At 60.8% G+C, this 15059-nt stretch carries 11 protein-coding genes; 3 read left to right on the top strand and 8 right to left on the bottom strand.

Going from position 1 to position 15059, the window contains the following annotated elements; all coding sequences use genetic code 11:
• The 3 genes from GSQ94_RS17020 to GSQ94_RS17010 form a co-directional block, all read right to left on the bottom strand.
• On the bottom strand, positions 1-1160 hold a 1160-nt coding region (locus GSQ94_RS17020; RefSeq protein ID WP_158945059.1), incomplete at its 3' end, for an alginate lyase family protein.
• 527 nt (positions 1161-1687) lie between these two features.
• Positions 1688-2068 carry an HPF/RaiA family ribosome-associated protein gene (locus GSQ94_RS17015; RefSeq protein WP_158945058.1) on the bottom strand — a complete coding sequence of 127 codons (381 nt, stop codon included), beginning with the start codon at positions 2066-2068 and terminating at the stop codon, positions 1688-1690.
• 312 nt (positions 2069-2380) lie between these two features.
• Positions 2381-3037: a TetR/AcrR family transcriptional regulator gene (locus GSQ94_RS17010; RefSeq protein ID WP_158945057.1), complete on the bottom strand. Its 657-nt coding sequence runs from the start codon at positions 3035-3037 to the stop codon at positions 2381-2383.
• A gap of 83 nt (positions 3038-3120) precedes the next feature.
• On the opposite strand from GSQ94_RS17010, the gene GSQ94_RS17005 reads away from it, so the two are divergent.
• Positions 3121-4017, top strand: a complete 897-nt coding sequence (locus tag GSQ94_RS17005) for an aldo/keto reductase family oxidoreductase (protein WP_158945056.1) — start codon at positions 3121-3123, stop codon at positions 4015-4017.
• A gap of 66 nt (positions 4018-4083) precedes the next feature.
• Here the strand turns inward: GSQ94_RS17005 and pgm are convergent, their stop codons facing one another.
• Positions 4084-5739 (bottom strand): phosphoglucomutase (alpha-D-glucose-1,6-bisphosphate-dependent), encoded by a 1656-nt coding sequence (pgm, locus tag GSQ94_RS17000; RefSeq protein ID WP_158945055.1) that lies wholly within the window; start codon positions 5737-5739, stop codon positions 4084-4086.
• Between the two features lie 325 nt (positions 5740-6064).
• On the opposite strand from pgm, the gene GSQ94_RS16995 reads away from it, so the two are divergent.
• Positions 6065-9397 (top strand): DNRLRE domain-containing protein, encoded by a 3333-nt coding sequence (locus tag GSQ94_RS16995; RefSeq protein WP_158945054.1) that lies wholly within the window; start codon positions 6065-6067, stop codon positions 9395-9397.
• 135 nt (positions 9398-9532) lie between these two features.
• Here GSQ94_RS16995 and GSQ94_RS16990 read toward each other — a convergent pair whose 3' ends face one another.
• The 4 genes from GSQ94_RS16990 to GSQ94_RS16975 all read right to left on the bottom strand — a co-directional run bounded on the left by GSQ94_RS16990 (position 9533) and on the right by GSQ94_RS16975 (position 13610).
• Positions 9533-9850, bottom strand: a complete 318-nt coding sequence (locus GSQ94_RS16990; protein WP_158945053.1) for an Hpt domain-containing protein — start codon at positions 9848-9850, stop codon at positions 9533-9535.
• A 193-nt stretch (positions 9851-10043) separates the two neighbouring features.
• Positions 10044-10418, bottom strand: a complete 375-nt coding sequence (locus tag GSQ94_RS16985) for a response regulator (protein ID WP_158945052.1) — start codon at positions 10416-10418, stop codon at positions 10044-10046.
• 100 nt (positions 10419-10518) lie between these two features.
• The gene (locus tag GSQ94_RS16980) at positions 10519-12222 is read right to left on the bottom strand and encodes a response regulator (RefSeq protein WP_158945051.1); all 1704 of its coding nucleotides are present in this window, start codon (positions 12220-12222) and stop codon (positions 10519-10521) included.
• A 320-nt stretch (positions 12223-12542) separates the two neighbouring features.
• Positions 12543-13610 (bottom strand): deoxyhypusine synthase, encoded by a 1068-nt coding sequence (locus GSQ94_RS16975; protein WP_158945050.1) that lies wholly within the window; start codon positions 13608-13610, stop codon positions 12543-12545.
• A 369-nt stretch (positions 13611-13979) separates the two neighbouring features.
• Between GSQ94_RS16975 and GSQ94_RS16970 the strand changes: the two genes are divergently transcribed.
• Positions 13980-14933 (top strand): alpha/beta fold hydrolase, encoded by a 954-nt coding sequence (locus GSQ94_RS16970; protein ID WP_158945243.1) that lies wholly within the window; start codon positions 13980-13982, stop codon positions 14931-14933.
• The last annotated feature ends 126 nt before the right edge of the window (positions 14934-15059 follow it).

Genomic DNA, 15059 nt, shown 5'->3' with positions numbered 1-15059 from the left:
TTGGGTGGGTCGGGGGGGAGGGTCTTCCAAAGGGCGGCGTACTCGGGGCGGTCGTAGGCGCGGGCGGCGAAGAGGAGGCTGGGGGGGCGGATGGGGAGCGAGGTGAAGTAGGTCGCGTCGGCGCGGTAGGGCCAGGAGCCTCGGCTGAGGATGTAGGGGTAGATGCGGGCGACGACGGTGCGCATGCCAGGACCGTCCTGGAGCTCGTAGTCCCAGACACTCTCGAAGCGGGAGGAGAGGAGAAGGCAGATGGCGGCGAGCATGTCGAGGTTGAAGAGGGTGTTGCGGTATGGGTTTGGGGTGGTGAGCTCGTGGGGGAAGGTGCCGTCGGCGAGGATCTGGGCGCGGATGGTGGAGCTCTTGTACTGGTGGCGGAGGGTGGTGAGGGGGCTGTCGTCGGTGAGCTGGGTGAGGTGAGCGATGGCGGCGGCCTGGAGGAGCCAGGAGGAGCCGTGGTGGCTCTTATGGTCGCGGGCGAGGCCGGCGAGGCGGGAGGTGTTAAGCCAGTCGAAGTAGTCGGTGAACCATTTGGTGAGGGTGGCGAGGTCCTCGTCGGTGAAGACTTCGGAGGGGAGGAGGAAGGGGAGCGATTGGACGATCTCGGCGAGGTGGACTGCTTCGATGACTCCCTCTGGGCGGCCGTTTTTTGCGGGGGGTATGGTCTGGGCGTACTGGATGCTGGGCGTCATGCGGGTGGCGGGGGTGAGGAACCAGGCGCGGAGGTGAGCGGCGGCTTGCTGGGCGTAGCGTGGGTCGCTGGTGAGGAGGAAGGCGGCGGTGAGGGCGGGGACGTAGAGGCTGAGGTTGAGCAGGGCGTCGCGGTGGGCGGAGAAGGCGGCAGGGTTGGGGGTGCTGTCTGGGTGCTGGGTCTGTTGAGTCCATGGGCCGGTTGGGTTGGCGGGGTCGGGAGAGTAGTCTTCGGCTTCGGAGTAGAAATCGTTAGGGGTGCCGGGGCTGCGGGGGCAGAGCAGGGTGGTGAGGGGGACGGGGGGCTGGGTGAGGTAGCTATTGGCCTGGGCGAGGATGCGATCATGGTCGATCGCGGCGACGTCGGGGCGGGCGGAGGGTGGTGCTGGGTGCAGGGCCTGGGCGGTCAGGAGATTGCGCGAGAGGAGGATGGTAGCGGTTTGGGCGCAGAAGGTGCGGCGGTTAATGGCCATTGTTGGCAGAGCCTCTTCGGCGGCAGAGTATCACGGAGGCTCGTTGGTTTGCCTGCTGTGTAGCCCCTCCCCCCTCATGGGGGTATCTTGCGGAGAAGGTACTTTTTATCAGCAGTTTACGAGGGGTCGGTGTCTGTAAAATGTTGAAGGATAAAGGGTTGTGCGCAAAATACTTGTAATCAATAGGATAGAGATCAAAAAGACGCTCCGGCGTTGCATTAGCCTCCTCTTGGATCGAACGCGGCGTTCGTACTTTGCCTAAACAAACGACAGCAATACAGCGATCCATCCCCTTCGACTACGCCCACGGTCAGGATGCTGAGCTATACCGTTTTCGCTTTGTTCGTTGTTTTGTTTGCTCGATGGCAGCCAGAGACCGCTTCGCTTCTGAACGACGCCTGTAGTGAAGAGCCAGGTTTCAGTTTTCCTGAGCTCCTTATTTATTTTAATGGATTACTAGAAACTCATGCGCCACGAGAATGTGCCCGTGGCGCATGGGGATTTGGGACTTCGGGGATTGACAGGTTTTAGACGGCGTCGGGTTTCAGGACCAGATTCTGGCCCTCGCCGCTGGTTCGCGTGGTGAGAGAGCGATTTTTGTCTTCGATGCGGCCGAAGGTGCTTATGAGAAGACGCTGCATCTTGGCGGCGGCACCGGTGACTGCGGTGGGAATGTCAGAGGAGTCGTTGGTGACGGCGAGTGCCTGGTGATGTTTATGACGGACTTCGAGGCGGCAGCGTTTGTCCTGCGCTCCGGCCTTGTCACCGTTTTCGTCGCTGAGGTGAACTTCAACACGGGTGAGTTGGTCTTTGAATCGGTCCAAGATGCGGTTGAGATCGGACTCGATCAAGTTGGAGAGTTTGGTGTGCATGGAGATGTTTTTATCGCTGCTGATTTGAATCTGCATTCGTTAAACTCCTTCTCTCTTGCCTGTCACGTTAGACGTAGTGGGAAGTAGTAAAGGAGGCGATTTTTTGCAGGTTGACCTGAGAAGGCTGTGCAAAACTCCAAATTATTTTTTGTGGGTGGACGAAGAGCAAAAGCAGAGACAAAGGCGAGATACGGGGGTCTCTCCACTGCACCGTTCACGATAAGACTGTGAACGGCTTCGGTCGAGTTGACGTTTCTTACGGGTGGTCTCTGCTGCGCCGTGTGAAAGCTGCATGGCTTCGGTGGAGGTGACGTTCTTGGGGGGAAGCCTGTATGCAAGAAGTAGAGACTATAGGCGATGAGTAACTGTCGCTTGCGGAGCTTTGACTGCTTGCAGATAGGTGGACGCCATGAAGAGGAGCTCTTGATGCAGGGTGTCGAAGTGTTTTTCTGGGGCGCCGGATTCAAGCAGCCTGCGGCTGACTCCGGCCATGGCACTCATCAGCATGGAGGCTACGAGGTGCGGATCTTTGGCGAGAGGCTCGCAGGTGGTTGATAACATCTCCACTACGGCTTTGTTGGAGCGGAGGCCCATGCGCTGCGCCATCTTGGCTCCGTCCACATCGGAGCTGACAGAGTAGAGAGCGACGCTGGTCTTGGCATCCTTCATCTTGGCGCGGAGGAAGGTGGTGATAAGAGCGGTCGCCATACTCTCGAGGGTGTTTCCTTTTTGCTCCTGCGTGACTTGTTCGATGGCTTTGGTGACGTCGTCGAGGTGACGCTTCAAGGCAGCTTGCAGGAGAGCGCTCTTGTTGGGAAAGTACTGGTAGAGGGTCCCGATGGAGACGCCTGCACGCAGAGCTACCCTGGTTGTGGTGAGGCGCTCTTTTCCTACGCTCAGTAAAACCTGAGTGGTGGCGTCGAGAATGGCATCGACGCTGGCAGTGGAGCGAGCTTGAACTGGCTGTTTACGGGGCTCCAGGAGCGTGTGCGAGGCTTGAGGCAAATGCGAACTCCTAAGCGGAAGCTTTCTTCATCTAACTACAGGTAACTGTGATGGCAGGGAATTGAAAAGAGGAGAACACGGTGATGACACAGACAGATGGTAGCGCGAAGTTGGGCGGCAGTTTTACTTTTCCGAAGACCGGGATGCGAGTAAATCGCATGGGGTATGGCGCGATGCAGCTTGCGGGAAAGCAGGTGTTTGGGCCGCCGCGGGATGTGGATGCGGCGATTGCGGTTCTGCGGGAGGCGGTAGAGGCTGGCGTGAACCATATCGACACCAGCGATTTTTATGGGCCGCATGTGACGAACCAGATTATTAGGCAGGCGCTGCATCCTTATGCGGATGGCTTGGTGATTGTGACGAAACTGGGGGCGAAGCGGCCGGCGGATGGATCGTGGCAGCCGGCGATTGGACGGCAGGATCTGATCGATGGGGTGCATGACAATCTACGTAACCTCGGGCTGGAGGCGCTGGATGTTGTGAACTACAGGACGATGGGAGATGGGCATGGTCCAAAGGAGGGCTCGATCGGCAAGCAGGTGACGGTGCTGGCGGAGCTGCAGCAGCAGGGGCTGATTCGCCATATTGGCCTGAGCAATGTGACACCGACGCAGCTGGCTGAGGCGCAGGGGATCGCGGAGATTGTGTGCGTACAGAATTTGTATAACGTGGCCAATCGAAGCGATGACGAGTTTATCGACAGCCTGGCGAAGCAGGGGATCGCGTATGTTCCGTTCTTCCCGTTGGGAGGGTTTACGCCGCTGCAGTCTTCTGTGCTGGATGATGCGGCAGCGTCTTTGAATGCGACTCCGATGCAGGTGGCGCTGGCGTGGCTGCTGCATCGTTCGCCGAATATGCTGCTGATTCCGGGAACATCATCGGTGGGGCATCTGCGGGAGAATCTTGCGGCCGCGACGATTGAGATTCCTGCGGATGTGATTGCGACGCTGGACTCGATTGGGGTGGCTGCGGCGCATTGATTTGAATGTGTGCGATTGGCGAGTGCCCCGTTGCGAACTTTGCGGGCACTCGCTGCTTGTTTGAGGTCACGCGATGGCGGCGGTGACCAGTGATTGCGCTTCCCTCTGAATCTGCTTGAGGTGATCTTTGCCTTTGAAGGATTCGGCGTAGATCTTGTAGACGTCCTCGGTGCCGGAGGGGCGGGCGGCGAACCAGCCGTTCTCGGTGGTGACTTTAAGGCCGCCGATGGGGGCGTGGTTGCCGGGCGCTTCGGTGAGGATGGCGGTGATGGGTTCGCCTGCCAGCTCCTTTGCGGTGACTTGTTGTGGGGAGAGTTTGGCTAACTTTGCTTTTTGATCCTTGGTGGCTGCGGCGTCGATTCGCTCGTAGACGGGGTCGCCGTATTTGGCGGTGAGTTCGGCGTAGAGCTGGCCGGGGTCTTTGCCGGTGCGCGCAGTCATCTCGGCGGAGAGGAGGCCGGGGATGAGGCCGTCCTTGTCGGTGGTCCAGACCTGGCCGTTGCGGCGGAGGAAGGTGGCTCCGGCTGACTCTTCGCCGACGAAGCCGAGGGTGCCGTCGATGAGGCCGTCGACGAACCACTTGAAACCTACCGGGACTTCGAGCATGGGACGGTTGAGGCCTCTGGCGACGCGGTCGATGATGCTGGAGGAGACCAGGGTTTTGCCGATGCCTACTTTTTCTGACCACTCGGGGCGATGGGTGAAGAGGTACTGGATGCAGACGGAGAGGTAGTGGTTGGGGTTGAGCAGGCCGGTGGTGCGGGTGACGATGCCGTGGCGATCGTGGTCGGTGTCGGCGGCGAAGGCTACGTCGTACTTTTCCTTGTTTGCGATCATGCTGGCCATGGCATAGGGGCTGGAGCAGTCCATGCGGATGCGGCCGTCCCAGTCACAGGTCATGAAGCGGAAGGTGGCGTCGACGTTGGGGTTTATGATTTGTAACGATGGGAGGTACTTTTCTGCGATGCGTGGCCAGTAGTGGACGCCGGCTCCACCGAGTGGGTCTACGGCTAGCTTGAGGGTGGTGTTTTTGAGGACGTCGAAGTCGATGACGTTGCTGAGGTCGTCGACGTAGGCGGTGATGTAGTCGTGACGGTGGGTGGTGGAGGCGGCGAGGGCCTTGGCGTAGGGGATTTTTTTTACGGCGGTGAGACCTGAGGCGATAATCTCGTTGGCGCGGTTCTCGATCCACTTGGTGGCAGTGGTGTCAGCGGGGCCGCCGTTGGGTGGGTTGTACTTGAAGCCGCCGTCTTCCGGGGGGTTGTGGGAGGGGGTGATGACGATGCCATCCGATTGATGATCTTTGTGCGTCGCGTTGTAGGTGAGGACGGCGTGGGAGAGCGCGGGGGTGGGAGTGTAGGCGAGATCGGTATCGACCATGACGTCGATGCTGTTGGCGGCGAGGACTTCGAGGGCGGTGGCGAAGGCGGGCTCGGAGAGGGCGTGGGTGTCCTGGGCCAGGAAGAGGGGGCCGGTGGTCATCTGGTCGCGGCGATAGTCAACGATGGCCTGAGTGATGGCGGCGATGTGGTCTTCGTTGAAGGCGGTTTTGAAGGCGCTGCCGCGATGGCCGGAGGTTCCGAAGGCTACGCGCTGGGAGGGGACGGCGGGATCGGGATGGAGGGTGTAGTAGGCGGTGACGAGGCGGGAGAGATTGACCAGGTTGGCGGGAAGGGGTGGTTTGCCGGGCTGGTTGGGGGTCTGGGTGGAGTTGGTGCTCATGCCGTTTTATATCCCTCTTCGACTGCTGGTTGGTTGTGACCGTCGAGTGCTTTGATCTCAGACACTATATGGGATGCGTGGGGTGTGGGAAATGTGTGTATGGCGCGCGGGTTGCGGATTTGGCGATGACACGGAAGTGGCACGGGGGAGAGCTTGTGTTTTGTGCGGGGTTCGCCTAAAACGGAGAGGATCCGGGTTTTGTTTTTTGTTGGTACGTGCTGGGCCGCTTCATGGGTTTCTACGTGCACTGTTGAGTATCGATCGTTGAACGATGGCTGGTCTGGTTGGCGCGGTGCGCTGCGGTGGCCTGTCCATGAGGGGTTGGATGGGTTTGGTACGGAGAATCTGTCTGCTTGGTGCGGGGTTGCTGGCGGCTGCTTTGCCTGCGTTTGGGGTGGAGGCGACGCTGGTGGCAGACGCACATGTGAACAGCGCGCGGCCGACGGCGAACAGCGGGACTATCTCAAATCTGAATGTGGGCGGCGGGTATACGGCGCTACTGCAGTTCGACCTATCGATGCTGCCGGCGGGAACGACGGCGGCGCAGGTTTCACGCGCGACGCTGAGGCTTTATTGCAACCGGATGGATACGGCTGGGCAGGTGAGCGTGCAGCCAGTAGGCGCTGCGTGGGGCGAGTACAGCGTGACGTATGGAACGCTGCCGTCGCTCGGGAGTGCGACGCAGGTGGTTTCAGTGGGGCAGGCCGGAGCATATGTGGTGGTGGATGTGACCGGGCTGGTGCAGGGGTGGGTGAGTGCTCCGGCGACGAACTTTGGGATGGCGCTGACGGCCGGGACGGCGGTGGTTCAGTTCGACAGCAAGGAGAATGACCTGACGGGGCATGCGGCGGTGCTGGATGTGGCGCTGGCTTCGTCCGGGGCGGCAGGGGCTACCGGGGCTACGGGACCGGCCGGACCTGCTGGGGCTGTAGGAGCGACTGGACCTGCGGGCGCCACGGGACCGGCTGGTGCGCCGGGGCTGAGTTTTCAGGGGGCGTATGCGGCTGGCTCTACCTATGCGCTGAACGATGTGGTGACTTATCTGGGGTCGAGTTTTGTTTCGCTGACGGGCGGGAATCGGGGGAATACGCCGGGAGTTGCGGCGCAGTGGGCGGTGCTGGCCCAAGGCGGCACCGGATCGGGCACCGGTGGGACGGTTGGGTTGGCATACCAAGGGACGTATGGTTCAGGGACAAACTATGCGTTGAACGATGTGGTGACGTATCAGGGGTCGAGCTATGTTTCGCTGATCGTGGCCAACCATGGGAATACGCCTGGGTTGAGTCCGGGGCAGTGGGGTGTGCTGGCCTTGGCGGCGGTGGGGATTCAAGGGCCTGCGGGAGCTACCGGCGCGCAGGGTTTACAGGGATTGACTGGGCCGCCTGGACCGACGGGTGCAGCGGGACCGACCGGAGCGACCGGGGCTGCGGGCGCTGCCGGACTGCCGGGGCTGGTTTACCAGGGGAGCTACGCTTCGACGACGAACTACGCGCTGGGAGATGTGGTGCTGTGGCAGGGGTCGAGCTATGCTTCGCTGCTGAATGGGAATCGCGGGAGTACTCCAAGCTTGAGCCCGGGGCAGTGGGGAGTGCTGACGGCGCAGGGGCCTGCCGGGGCTACTGGCGCACAGGGTCCGCAGGGCGTTGCGGGTGTGCAGGGTTTGCCGGGGTCGGTGGGGCCGAATGGGCCGACGGGTCCACAGGGTGTGCAGGGAGTTCCGGGGCAGGCGGGAGCGCAGGGCTTGACGGGAGCTACCGGGGCGCAGGGGTTGAGCGGGCCGATGGGTCCCCAGGGGCCTGCCGGTCCGGTAGGGATGACGTTTCGCGGGAGCTACTCGTCGGCGGTGAACTATGAACTGGGGGACGGGGTCTTGTTCGGCGGGTCGGCGTATGTGTCGCTGGTGGCGAATAATATTGGGAATACTCCGAGCGTGAGTCCGACGCTGTGGTCCTTGTTCGCGACTGGGGCGCAGGGTGCCCAAGGGTCTGCTGGACCGGCGGGTCCGCAGGGATTGCAGGGGCCTGCAGGGGTTGCGGGTGCGGCCGGTGCGCAGGGTGTGGCGGGGGCTATCGGACCACAGGGTCCCCCGGTTGCGAACTATACCGGGAACTATGTTTCGTCGACGAACTATGCGCTGCATGATGCGGTGAGCTTCAATGGTTCGACGTATGTTTCGCTGACTGCGGGAAATGTGGGGAATACGCCTTCGTCGAGTTCTGCGCAGTGGGCTTTGCTGGCTGCTCAGGGGGCAACGGGACCCGCAGGTGCGGCTGGGCCTGCAGGGCCGACGGGTGTTGCCGGGCCCGCGGGGGCCGCTGGGACGGTTGGTCCGCAGGGGCCTCCGGTCAGTTTTGTTGGCGGATGGCTGGTAGGGACTAGCTATGGAGTTGGGAGCGCGGTGAGCTTTGGCGGGTCGAGTTATATCGCGCTGGTGGCGAATAGCGGGAGAGAGCCGGATGTGAGTCCGAGTTTCTGGGGGGTGCTGGCTCAGTCCGGAGCGCAGGGACCAGTCGGAGCAACCGGGGCTACGGGGTTACAGGGGCCTACCGGGTTTCCCGGAGCGCAGGGGTCTGCCGGGCCGACGGGCGCAACGGGGGCGCAGGGACCTGCGGGTTCGACTGGAGCCGTGGGGGCTGCCGGTCCACAGGGGATCGCGGGACCTGCGGGAGTTGCCGGGCCGGTGGGAATGGTCTACCGGGGGAGCTACTCTTCGGGAACGAACTACGGGTTGAACGATGCGGTGAGCTATCTCGGATCGAGCTACATCTCGGTGGCTGCGAGTAATGTGGGGAATGCTCCGAGTGTGAGCCCGTCGGTGTGGAGTCTGTTGGCGGCGCAGGGTTCGGCCGGGGCTGCGGGAGTGACCGGGGCGACCGGCGCGCAGGGAGTCGCCGGGGTTGCGGGTCCGCAGGGCGCTACGGGCCCGGCTGGACCGGCGGGGGTTGTGGGGGTGACGTATCGCGGGGCGTGGGGCGTTGCGGCTACTTATCATGCGAACGATGTGGTGAGCTTCGGTGGAGCGACGTACCTGGCGGCGGTGGGGTCGGTTGGCTCGGAGCCGGATACTTCGCCGTCGGTTTGGGCGGTGCTGGCACAGAACGGGAGCGCAGGGGCTACTGGTCCGGCTGGCGCTCCGGCGACGGTGAGCGTGGGAGCGGTGGCGACGGGTGCGGCTGGGACGCAGGCCAGTGTGACGAACGTTGGGACGAGTAGTGCGGCGATCCTGAACTTTACGATTCCTCAGGGTGCGGCTGGCGCGAATGGAACGGGCGGGGGCAGCGGCGGTGCGGAGACCAGCGGGATACCGTTCGCCTCGATCTTTCATTCGGTTTCGTTCAACCTGCTGTTTCACTCCGTGAATAGCGCGACGGACGCTTCGACCGAGACAGATGCGGTGCTGACGTGGGTTCCGGCGGGATGCACGGCTACGCAGTTGAGCGTGTTTTCGCACCAGACGAATACGGTGAATGTGATTCTGCGACAGGGCAGTAGCGCGGGGAGTATGGCAAATACTTCGCTGGTCTGCTCGGTGGCGCCGGGCGGGTCTTGTACGCAGAACGGAAGTGTGACGGTGGCGGCGGGAAACTTTGTGGACTTTACGGTGACTGGCGCGAGTGGGACAGCCTCGGGGATGTGGGTGGCGCTGGCTTGTAACTGACGGCGTGCGGTGGGAGCGAAGAGCACAAGCAACAACAACAAGAGCTGGAATACGGGGGTCTCTCCACTGCGTCGCGCGATGACGACTTCTGGATGCGTTTTCGATCCGAGTTATAGCTGAGATTTCCGCTGAGAGTTACAGGCCTGCGGCGAGCGAGGTGCGGAGGTCTTTTGCGAGCGTGAGGAGGGTGGTGAGTTCGGCTGGAGTAGGGGACTTGAGGATCTGCTCGATCTGGCGGGCGATGTCAGTACCTTGCTGAAAGCCGAACATGCCGAGAGAGCCGGTGAGTTTGTGAGCGATGCCGTATGCCTCGAGGCGAGGGGCTTCGTCGAGGGACCCGGAGGCGGCGATGGAGGCGGTGCGGTCGAGGAGATCGAGACGCTCGCGCAGGGTGGGAAGGTTCTTCTTCCAGAGGGTTGCGAGGAGAGTGTCGATCTGGTCGGCTTTTTTCATTGGAGCGGAGAGGGATGGAATGTGTCGTTGGGGAGCGGGTCGAACGCATTTGATGCGCAGAGCATGAGAGTTAGTTTACTGCGGATTGTGCGGCTGGTGGGGAGGAAGGCAACCGCAGATTCCCTTCGGGAATGACAAACAAAGAATACAGATAAAGGGTACGAGCAGATTTTGCGCCAACCGCCACTTTGTTCTAATCTTTCCAGCCGAGGGTGGTGGAGATCTGTTCGGCGAGGGTGAGGGGATCGAAGGGTTTGAAGAGGATTCCGGCCAGGCCCAGTCCGGCGAAGCGGCGCTGATCGACTCCCTGAACTTTTGCGGTGAGCAGGAGGACGGGGATCTGGGCGATGGCGGGGGTCTGCTGCATTCTTCCGAAGGTCGTGGGGCCGTCGACTCCGGGCATCATGACGTCCATGAGAATGGCGTCGGGCTGCTCGATGGTGGCGATGTCGATGCCTTCGGCACCGGAGCTGGCGGTGAGTATCTCCCAGCCGGCGGTGGCTTCCAGGGACAACGCAGCTACTTCGCGGATATCGTCTTCGTCGTCAATGATGAGAATGCGTCGCATAGGCGAGTTTCATTCTCTCATGTGAAAAGAGTTTGTGGAGTCGGCTGGTAGCTTCGCGGTCAGGCGTCTAGGGAGGAGAGAGAAGTGCGGCAGAGTTTTGCTAGGCGCCCTGACCTGTGGCGGCGAGGTCGGCGAACTTACCACGGAGACGCTGGACCATGGAGAGAACGAGCTCTTCGACCTCCTGCGGCTGGACCTTGGCCTTGGTGAGGAACTCGGTGGGGCCGAGACGAAGCTTGGCCATCTCTCCCTCTGAGATCTCGCGGCCGGAGTAGACAACCAGCGGCATGGTGCGGAGGGTGGGCTGCTGGCGAAGCCACTCGACGAGAGAGAAGCCGTCGCCGTCGGGGAGGGTGAGATCGAGGATGAGGAGATCGGGCGGCCGGGTGATGCACTGGCGGATGGCCTGCTGGCGAGTGGCGGCGTGATCGATGTGGACGGCGGCGTCTTGAAAGCTGGCGGTGAGGACGCTGGCGAGGTCTTCATCGTCTTCGACGAGGAGGACGTAGGCGGGGCCCTCGCCTTGATGGAGGACACGGCCTAGTTCGGCGAAGAGGAGATTTTCGTTGAAGGGTTTCTGGACCCAGCCCTGGGCGTCGCCGGTGAGCTGAGGGCGCAGGGTGGAGGAGAGAACGCTGAGGACGACGACCGGGATGTTGGCGGTGACGGGATTGTTGCGGAGTCGCTGGAGGGTCTCCCATCCGCTGAGTCCGGGCATGTAGAGATCGAGGAGGATGGCTTCGACGTGATGCTCTGCGGCGAGGACGAGAGCCTGTTCGCCGGAGCTGGCTTCGACGACGGTGTAGCCCTGCCGGTGGAGGTGTTCGGCTACCACGGTGCGAATGCCGGGGTCATCGTCGCAGACGAGGATGCAGCCTTCGCCGCGTGGGGCAGGCTCGGCAGGAGCGGTGACGTCGGTGGCGCGCGAGGTGCGGGGCAGCATCATGTAGAGCGTGGTGCCGGGGCCAAGGTTTCGCTGCGCCCAGATGGAGCCGCTGTGCTGCTGCACGATGCTGCGGCAGATGGCGAGGCCAAGGCCGGTGCCGCCCTTCTGGCGGGCGTCGGAGGGTTCAATCTGCTGGAAGCGGTCGAAGATGCTGTCGAGCTTGTCGGACGGGATGCCGCGGCCTTCGTCGGCGACTTTTAGGAGGATGGAGTCAGAAGCTGCCTCGGTGTGGATGCGGACTGTGGAGGCGGGAGGCGAGAACTTGATGGCGTTGGAGAGGAGATTGGTGAGGACTTGGAGGATGCGATCGGAGTCGCCGTCGAAGAAGAGGGCCTCCGGATAGGCTGCCTGCGCGACGGTGGAAGGCTCGAGCGCGAGGTGGACGGTGTTGGCGTCGGCCATCGGGGTCATGGTGTCGATGGCCTGCTGGGCGAGATCGCGCAGGGAGCAGCGGCGAATCTGGAGAGGAGCGCGGCCTGACTCCATGCGCTCGAGGTCGAGGATGTCGTTGATGAGGCGGATGAGGCGGTCGGTGTTGGTGACGGCGATGCGAAGGAGATTGAGGGCTTTGGCGTCGACGTCGCCGATGATGCCGGAGGAGAGAAGGCCGAGCGCGCCGCGGATGCTGGTGAGAGGAGTGCGCAGCTCGTGCGAGACGGTGGAGATGAACTCATCCTTGAGCGTGTCGAGTTCTGAGCGATGGGTGAGCTGGAGAGTGTGCTGGTGCTGCTGTTCGCGGGCCTGGTTCAACTGTTCTGTCAGTTCGCGGGTGGTGCGTTGAGCACGGAGGAACGCGATCAGCAGAACGGCGGAGGTGGCGAGCAGCGAAAGGAAACCAAGTAGTGAAAGGATGTGCATGTTTTCCGGTAACCCATGGTAACTTCTTGTGCTATATATTCGTAACTTTATTTGGTGACCGTTGGAAGCGTTATAGCACGTACGTGTTAAAGCACAGCTTGGATGAGGATTCGGCCAAAGATTGTGCGGAACCCGATATCGTTCTGCGTAGATTCTGTTTTCAGGGTGAGAATGACAGAAAACTAGTTGTAGCGGCAATAACACCTCAGTGGGTTATCGGAGATGACAACATTGGAGGGAAAGCACTTAGACGAAAAAAGAGCATAGAAAAGCCGCCTTTTGCTGGGAAAAAGGCGGCTTCCGTTGGGTTTTTAACGGGTTTAGGCCGAGACGGGTACCTGGTCGAGGATGGTGGCCCACTTTTTCCCTTTCCGGGAGACATGAGCGTTTTTGTGGAAGGCGTAGCCGGTAATCAGAGGGAGAGCGAGGGTGGCTTCGGAGAAGACCATCTGCTCGTAGGTAAGGTCGACCTTGCCCCAACTGGAGGCTTCCTTGAGGGTGGAGCCTGAGAGGGCACCGTCGCGGGCATCGGCCACAGTGATCTGGATGGCGTACTTGTGCATAGAGGCTTCTACACCAAGGATATCGGCGGCTACTACGATGTCCTGGGCGAAGTTCTTGGGAACGCCGCCGCCGATCATGAGCAGACCGGTAGTGGGATTGGCGATCTTGAGCTGGGTGATCTCGTAGAAGTCCTTGGCGGAGTCGATGGAGACCATGGGCTTGCCCTGGCGGGCGTGCTGGTGAGCGACCAGACCGAAGCCCGCGGAGCAGTCAGAGAAGGCGGGGCAGAAGATGGGAACGTTCTTCTCGTAGGCGGCGAGGACGATGGAGTCGCGGCCACCGGCCTGGGGAGTCTTGCCGTTCTTGCTGAGGTAGGCGCCCATCTCGCGGATGAACTCGCGGGAGCTGTGGGGGCGGGGCTCGAGAGAGTTCGTGATCTGGTGGGTGGTCTCATCGCAGATGCGGAGCTCTTCTTCATCGATGAAGGTGTCGTAGATGCGGTCGATCATGAGCTCGCGGAGCTCGGCGTCGCCTGCGCCATATTTGTACTCGTCGCCAGCGACGTAGTGGTTGAAGCCGAGGGCCTCGAAGAAGTCCTGGTCGACGATGTTGGCACCGGTGGAGACGATGGCGTCGACCATGTTGTTGCGGATGAGGTCGACGAAGATCTTCTGGAGTCCGGCGGAGATGAGGGATCCGGCGAGGCAGAGGATGACGCCGCAGTCGGTGTCGCGGAGCATCATGTCGTAGATGTTGGCGGCGCGGGCAGTGTCACGCGCGGAGTAGGCCATGTGGGACATCGCGTCGACGAGGGGGACGACGTTGTGCTGCTTGATATCGAGGTGCTGAATGGGGCGGGCGAGAAGTTCTTTTTTCGTAGGCATGGCCTATCAAGGATAGCAAGCTGCGCCGCCTGTTGACAGGGTGATTTGAAAATTTGCGATGAATGAAGGCCTGGAAGGTAAGAGTTGCGATTTAAACGAGACTTGTGAACGGCTGTGGAAATTTTTCATGTAACGGCTGGGATGAAAGTGCGCTCTAAAGGGTTAATCGAGTAAAGCGTAGTTTCGCCGCTGATGCGGGCAATTGTAGACGCCTGATTGCTCGAGCATGTGACCTTTACTCTTTTCTATGGCCTTGGATTGTTGACTATGGCCGCACTCATAACCAACGCTGACATTTGTAAAACATCAGCCCAAGCAAGTCTGCACCTTATTAGAGGGCTTGCAGTTTTCATCTGCTAGGAGATAACTATGTTAAATCGTCGAGATTTGTTGAAACAGAGCAGTTTAGTAGCTGGCGCACTGAGCTTTGGCTCCGTGGCCACAGGGAGAGCGAGCGCTCAGAGCACGCCGTCCACGATACAGAACTTTGAGGTGACCGCGAACGGTTTCATCTTCGAAGCCATCTCCTGCGGTCCGACGACAGGAGAGCTGGTCCTGTGCCTGCATGGATTTCCCGAGTTTAAAGAGACCTGGATTCCCGTAATCCAGGCGCTTGGCGCACAGGGCTATTATGCAGTTGCTGTGGACCAGCGGGGCTACTCGCCCAAGGCGCGTCCTACGTCTGCCTCCTCTTACGCCCAGGCCAATCTTGTGTCCGACATCGTGGGTTTCGGAGCGTCGCTTAAGGGAACCGGTGTGAAGTTTCACCTGATAGCGCATGACCAGGGCGGTTCGGTGGGCTGGGCCTTCGCTGCGGCGAACCAGGCGCTGCTGCTGTCGACGACCATTCTTGCGACACCGCACCTGAACGCCTTTGTGCCTGCGTACACGCAGTCGGGGAATCCGCAGCAGACCGCTTCCAGCTACATTCCGATATTGCAGGGATCCAGTGGAGTGGAGTTCATGACTGCCAATAACAATGCAAACTTCTTCGGTTCTTACAATGGCGTTGTGCCTTTAGCGAACCAGTTTGTGACCCAGTTTACTCAGACCGACCCCGGCTCATTGGCGGCTGCATTGATGTGGTACCAGCAGGAGAACTTTACGGTTGCGAATGGTGCTTCCGTCAACGGGCCGGTCACTTACATCTGGGGCGCGCAGGACGCGTTCCTGTTGAAGCAGGCCGCAGTGAACACGGCGAACTTCGTGACTGGACAGTACACGTTTGTCATTCTGCCGAATGTGGGCCACTTCATTCAGGACCAGGTTCCCCAAGATGTTGTGACGATCTTCCTGCAGCAGGTAAGTGCAAATCTCACCTAAATGGTTCCTCAGTATTGAAGAGCGGTCCGGAGTTCAACCGGGCCGTTTTTTTTTGTTTGCTGCGCTTCTTGTCTCCTGCAGGGATTTATTGTTAGAGAGATATTCTTGTTTTTTCAGGCTGTTACA

Origin of the sequence: Granulicella sp. S190 (assembly GCF_009766095.1) — a bacterium.
In the GTDB taxonomy this organism is placed as follows: Bacteria; Acidobacteriota; Terriglobia; order Terriglobales; family Acidobacteriaceae; genus Edaphobacter.
The sequence above is the reverse complement of the archived record's forward strand: the minus strand, read 5'-3'. Positions and strand labels throughout refer to the sequence as shown.

Coding starts and splice junctions, on each gene's coding strand:
- GSQ94_RS17015 (WP_158945058.1), bottom strand. CDS start 2,068: ATGCAGATTCAAATCAGCAGCGATAAAAACATCTCCATGCACACCAAA.
- GSQ94_RS17005 (WP_158945056.1), top strand. CDS start 3,121: ATGACACAGACAGATGGTAGCGCGAAGTTGGGCGGCAGTTTTACTTTT.
- pgm (WP_158945055.1), bottom strand. CDS start 5,739: ATGAGCACCAACTCCACCCAGACCCCCAACCAGCCCGGCAAACCACCC.
- GSQ94_RS16995 (WP_158945054.1), top strand. CDS start 6,065: ATGGGTTTGGTACGGAGAATCTGTCTGCTTGGTGCGGGGTTGCTGGCG.
- GSQ94_RS16990 (WP_158945053.1), bottom strand. CDS start 9,850: ATGAAAAAAGCCGACCAGATCGACACTCTCCTCGCAACCCTCTGGAAG.
- GSQ94_RS16985 (WP_158945052.1), bottom strand. CDS start 10,418: ATGCGACGCATTCTCATCATTGACGACGAAGACGATATCCGCGAAGTA.
- GSQ94_RS16980 (WP_158945051.1), bottom strand. CDS start 12,222: ATGCACATCCTTTCACTACTTGGTTTCCTTTCGCTGCTCGCCACCTCC.
- GSQ94_RS16975 (WP_158945050.1), bottom strand. CDS start 13,610: ATGCCTACGAAAAAAGAACTTCTCGCCCGCCCCATTCAGCACCTCGAT.
- GSQ94_RS16970 (WP_158945243.1), top strand. CDS start 13,980: ATGTTAAATCGTCGAGATTTGTTGAAACAGAGCAGTTTAGTAGCTGGC.